This is a genomic window from Campylobacter concisus ATCC 51562 (genome assembly GCF_000466745.1).
GTDB classification, from domain to species: Bacteria; Campylobacterota; Campylobacteria; order Campylobacterales; family Campylobacteraceae; genus Campylobacter_A; species Campylobacter_A concisus_B.
The window spans coordinates 1-5,000 of record NZ_ANNI01000014.1; the positions used below are offsets into that span (position 1 = coordinate 1).

Consider the following 5,000-nt stretch of genomic DNA (forward strand, 5'->3'; position numbering starts at 1 on the left):
TAACCCTCCTTCAAATTTTTAACGCAGTAAACGATAAAGAAAAACTTTTCAAGATCCACTCTGACTCACCTAAAGCCTGCCCACTTGGCGGTAAGATCGAAAGACTCTTAACTGGTCACTTCCTAAAAGCACAAGAAGCTTTAGAGGATAGCTTAAGAAGCATTACTTTACAAGATCTATTAGATGAGCTTATTAATTTATAAAATTTAAAAAGTAGGTAAACTAAGTTATAGAATTTAAAAAGTAGGCAGATATATAAAAAACCAATCTATTTTATTTATTAGGAACGCTATGCGCTCCTAACTATTTTTGTGTATCTCTGTGTAAGAATTTTTATAAATTTCTAGATTTATTACTCTTTGCTTTTCTCTTTTTTAGCTTTACTCTTTTTCTCTGCTTTATCTTTTAGCTTTTCTTTCTTATCTTTTATCTCTTTTATACTATCATCTTTAGCACTATCTTTTTTTTCTTTTACTTCATCACTCTTTTTACTTACCTTTTCTTTTATCTCATCTTTTTTAGATTTTATTTTAGATTTTGTGGTGTCTATCTTTGTAGTGCCTGATACTGATATATCTGATTTTAAATTTTCAAATGTCTTATCACCTATACCATTTACATTTTTTATATCTTCTATTGAGTTAAATTTATTTGCTTTTCTATACTCTATTATTGCATCTGCCTTTGAAGATCCTATACCATCTAAACTCATTAACTCTTCTTTTGTGGCGGTGTTTAAATTTATGGCTGCTAGTAATGTAGAAGCTGCTGCTAATAGTGAGAATATAATCTTTTTCATTTTTGTCCTTTTTGGGTAAATTTGGGTTTGGAGTCTATCATATTTGGTGTTTTTAGTCAATATTCGTATAAAAGCATAAGCTAAAAAATATTTATAAATGTAAAGATAAAAAGTCTGATTATTTAAAAATATAAATAAATGTAAGATTTGATATTTTGTTATAAATTAAAAAAATAATACTAAAAGAAGATTGTTTAGATAAAGAAGATTAAAAATTAACAAAGCCCGCAACGACCTACTTTTCCAACATCCCAGTAAGGGAGAGTATCATCAGCCAGGACGAGCTTAGCTTCTTGGTTCGAGATGGAGCAAGGCGTTTCCTCGTCTGTATAGTCACGGGCAGTGTTAAATAAAAGATACATTAGATAAATCTCTTATTTAACACTACTTGATAAAGTTAAAAGTCATAAACAAAGTTTTATAAAAACATATCTTATTAAGTTTTTATCCTTAACAAGGAAGTGATGCTTATTAAAAGATAAGCAGACGAGCTATTAGTACTGGTCAGCTAAAGGACTTTCATCCATTACACACCCAGCCTATCAAACACATAGTCTATATGAGCTCTTAAAAGAAGATTCATCTTGGAGTTGGCTTCCTGCTTAGATGCTTTCAGCAGTTATCACATCCCAACATAGCTACCGAGCGGTGCTCTTGGCAGAACAACTCGTACACCAGTGGTTGGTTCGACCCGGTCCTCTCGTACTAGGGTCAACTCTCCTCAATCTTCTTGCGCCCACGGCAGATAGGGACCGAACTGTCTCACGACGTTCTGAACCCAGCTCGCGTACCGCTTTAAATGGCGAACAGCCATACCCTTGGGACCTGCTCCAGCCCCAGGATGCGATGAGCCGACATCGAGGTGCCAAACCTCCCCGTCGATGTGAGCTCTTGGGGGAGATCAGCCTGTTATCCCCGGGGTACCTTTTATCCTTTGAGCGATGGCCCTTCCACACAGAACCACCGGATCACTAAGACCGACTTTCGTCTCTGCTTGACGTGTATGTCTCGCAGTTAAGCTGGCTTATGCCTTTATACTCTACGAACGATTTCCAACCGTTCTGAGCCAACCTTTGTAAGCCTCCGTTACATTTTGGGAGGCGACCGCCCCAGTCAAACTACCCACCAGACATTGTCCTACTTGAGGATAACTCAAGCTAGTTAGCTATCAGAATAAAAAAGAGTGGTATCTCAACAATGGCTCACCATAAACTGGCGTCTATGGATCAAAGCCTCCCACCTATCCTGCACATTTTTATCCCAATAGCAGTGTCAAGCTGTAGTAAAGGTCCACGGGGTCTTTCCGTCTTGCCGCGGGTAGGAGGAATTTTCACCTCCACTACAATTTCACTGGATCCCTCTTCGAGACAGCTCCCATCTCGTTACGCCATTCATGCAGGTCGATATTTAATCGACAAGGAATTTCGCTACCTTAGGACCGTTATAGTTACGGCCGCCGTTTACTCGGGCTTCGATCAAACGCTTCGCAGAGCTAACGTCATCAATTAACCTTCGAGCACCGGGCAGGCGTCACACCCTATACATCCTCTTACGAGTTAGCAGAGTGCTGTGTTTTTGGTAAACAGTCGGGAGGGACTCTTTGTTGTAACCTTCAATGCTTACGGAGTAAATCCTTCACAAAGTTAGGCACACCTTATACCGAAGATACGGTGCTATTTTGCAGAGTTCCTTGAAGAGAGTTCTTCCACGCGCCTTAGAATACTCATCCCACCCACCTGTGTCGGTTTACGGTACGGGCAACTATAACTAAACTTAGAAACTTTTCTTGGCTCGACAGTATCGGCAATTCGCTATCCATTCCGAAGAACTTCAAACGCCTATGGGGTCTCGGCTTAAAAAGATCCGGATTTGCCTGGATCTTAACCTACACCTTTCGACTAGCACTACCATCCGCTAGCTTGCTTAACTCTAAGCGTCCTTCCATCGCACATTATAGTTGGCATTGGAATATTAACCAATTTTCCATCGCATACCCCTTTCGGACTTTGCTTAGGACCCGGCTAACCCTACGATGACGAGCATCGCGTAGGAAACCTTGGGTTTACGGCGTTGGGGATTCTCACCCCAATTATCGCTACTCATGCCTGCATGCTCACTTGTATTCGCTCCAGCACTCCTTACCGGTATACCTTCAATGCAAATACAACGCTCTCCTACCACTTAGTAAAACTAAGTCTAAAGCTTCGGTACTCATTTTAGCCCCGTTATATTTTCCGCGCAGAATCACTAGACCAGTGAGCTATTACGCTTTCTTTAAAGGATGGCTGCTTCTAAGCCAACCTCCTGGTTGTTTAAGTAACTCCACATCGTTTTCCACTTAAATGAGATTTAGGGACCTTAGCTGTTAGTCTGGGTTGTTCCCCTCTCGACGACGGATTTTATCACTCGCCGCCTGACTGCCATGATTACACACTAGGTATTCGGAGTTTGATAGGGTTTGGTACATTGGTGTATGCCCTAGCCCATTCAGTGCTCTACCCCCCAGTGTTACTACATGACGCTATACCTAAATATATTTCGGAGAGAACCAGCTATCACGATGTTTGATTGGCCTTTCACCCCTATCCACAAGTCATCCCATAGCTTTTCAACGCTAGCGGGTTCGGTCCTCCACCGGCTCTTACACCGGTTTCAACCTGCTCATGGATAGATCACATCGTTTCGGGTCTGCAACGTCTGACTAAACGCCCTATTAAGACTCGCTTTCGCTACGGCTCCGGGTTTCCTTAACCTTGCCAGACATCACAACTCGCAGGCTCATTATGCAAAAGGCAGTCCATCACCCTGATAAATCATAGGGCTCTGAATGATTGTAAGCAAATGGTTTCAGGTTCTATTTCACTCTGATCACCTCAGTTCTTTTCACCTTTCCCTCACGGTACTTGTGCACTATCGGTCTAGTAGTAGTATTTAGGGTTGGATAGTGGTCTACCCAGCTTCAGACAGAATATCACGTGTTCCGCCCTACTCAGGATACTGCTAAGTAAAACAAAGCTTTCATATACGGGAGTATCACCCTCTATGCTTAATCTTTCCAGATTATTCTATTAGCTAAGTTTAGTCTATATTGCAGTCCTACAACCCCGTTAGTAAACTAACGGTTTGCCCTCTTACGCGTTCGCTCGCCGCTACTAGCGTAATCTCTTTTGATTTCTTTTCCTGAGGGTACTAAGATGTTTCAATTCCCCTCGTTCGCTCCATATTAGGTAGTTAAGCTCACGCTTAACTGGGTTGCCCCATTCAGAAATTCCCGGATCAAAGCCCCTTGACGGCTCCCCGAGACTTATCGCAGCCTGGCACGTCTTTCATCGCCTCTACTAGCCAAGGCATCCACCACTTGCTCTTTGTAGCTTACCTTTTCTATATTAGATTATTCTAATTCGCATCACTTCCTTGTTAAAGATAACTTTATGTTACTACATTTAAATTCTAGCTCTCAAGACGGAAAGCATTGACTACTATTTAGATAAGTTTTAAATCCTAAATAGATTGTGATATCAAACTTTTGCATTAAATGCAAAGAGAATAGAAATTTAAATCTTTAACAAGTCCTGTAAAATTGTTTTTAAAACTTGCTTGTGACTATTAACAATATTAATTAAAAGAACATTTAGACAAAAGTCTAATTAGAAAGTTTAAATTTTAAGCTCTCTAATTAGACTTAATATAGTTAAACTATTTTATGGTGGAGAATAGCGGGATCGAACCGCTGACCTCCTGCGTGCAAAGCAGGCGCTCTCCCAGCTGAGCTAATTCCCCAATTAAATTCTCTGGTGGGCCTAACAAGACTTGAACTTGTGACCTCACCCTTATCAGGGGTGCACTCTAACCAGCTGAGCTATAGGCCCCTATAGGTCTATCAATCTTTCAAAACTAAACAAGGATGATTGAGAATATCTTTCTTATAGATATCTTGTGAGAGAATATCTATATGTACTCTAGAAAGGAGGTGATCCAACCGCAGGTTCTCCTACGGTTACCTTGTTACGACTTCACCCCAGTCGCTGATTCCACTGTGGACGGTAACTAATTTAGTATTCCGGCTTCGAGTGAAATCAACTCCCATGGTGTGACGGGCGGTGAGTACAAGACCCGGGAACGTATTCACCGTAGCATGGCTGATCTACGATTACTAGCGATTCCGGCTTCATGGAGTCGAGTTGCAGACTCCAATCCGAAC

Annotated in this window: 2 protein-coding genes, 2 tRNA genes and 3 rRNA genes (1 of these 7 running past the window's edge); 1 reads left to right on the forward strand and 6 read right to left on the reverse strand. The window is 41.2% G+C overall.

Going from position 1 to position 5,000, the window contains the following annotated elements:
• A partial coding sequence (locus tag ATCC51562_RS09660; RefSeq protein ID WP_035167721.1) for an Rrf2 family transcriptional regulator occupies positions 1-203 on the forward strand: 203 nt, incomplete at its 5' end.
• Between the two features lie 149 nt (positions 204-352).
• Here the strand turns inward: ATCC51562_RS09660 and ATCC51562_RS10015 are convergent.
• From ATCC51562_RS10015 to ATCC51562_RS09330, 6 genes are all read right to left on the reverse strand, one after another.
• Entirely contained in the window at positions 353-799 is a 447-nt protein-coding gene (locus tag ATCC51562_RS10015) for a ComEA family DNA-binding protein (RefSeq protein WP_021091967.1), read from the reverse strand.
• A gap of 222 nt (positions 800-1,021) precedes the next feature.
• A 5S ribosomal RNA gene (gene rrf, locus ATCC51562_RS09310) occupies positions 1,022-1,140 on the reverse strand.
• Between the two features lie 133 nt (positions 1,141-1,273).
• A 23S ribosomal RNA gene (locus ATCC51562_RS09315) occupies positions 1,274-4,177 on the reverse strand.
• A gap of 326 nt (positions 4,178-4,503) precedes the next feature.
• Positions 4,504-4,579, reverse strand: a tRNA-Ala gene (locus ATCC51562_RS09320).
• A gap of 12 nt (positions 4,580-4,591) precedes the next feature.
• Positions 4,592-4,668 (reverse strand) — tRNA-Ile (locus ATCC51562_RS09325).
• Positions 4,669-4,762: 94 nt separating this feature from the next.
• Positions 4,763-5,000, reverse strand: a 16S ribosomal RNA gene (locus tag ATCC51562_RS09330); it runs 1,273 nt beyond the window's last position.
• Together the 16S, 23S and 5S rRNA genes with 2 tRNA genes alongside form the textbook arrangement of a ribosomal RNA operon.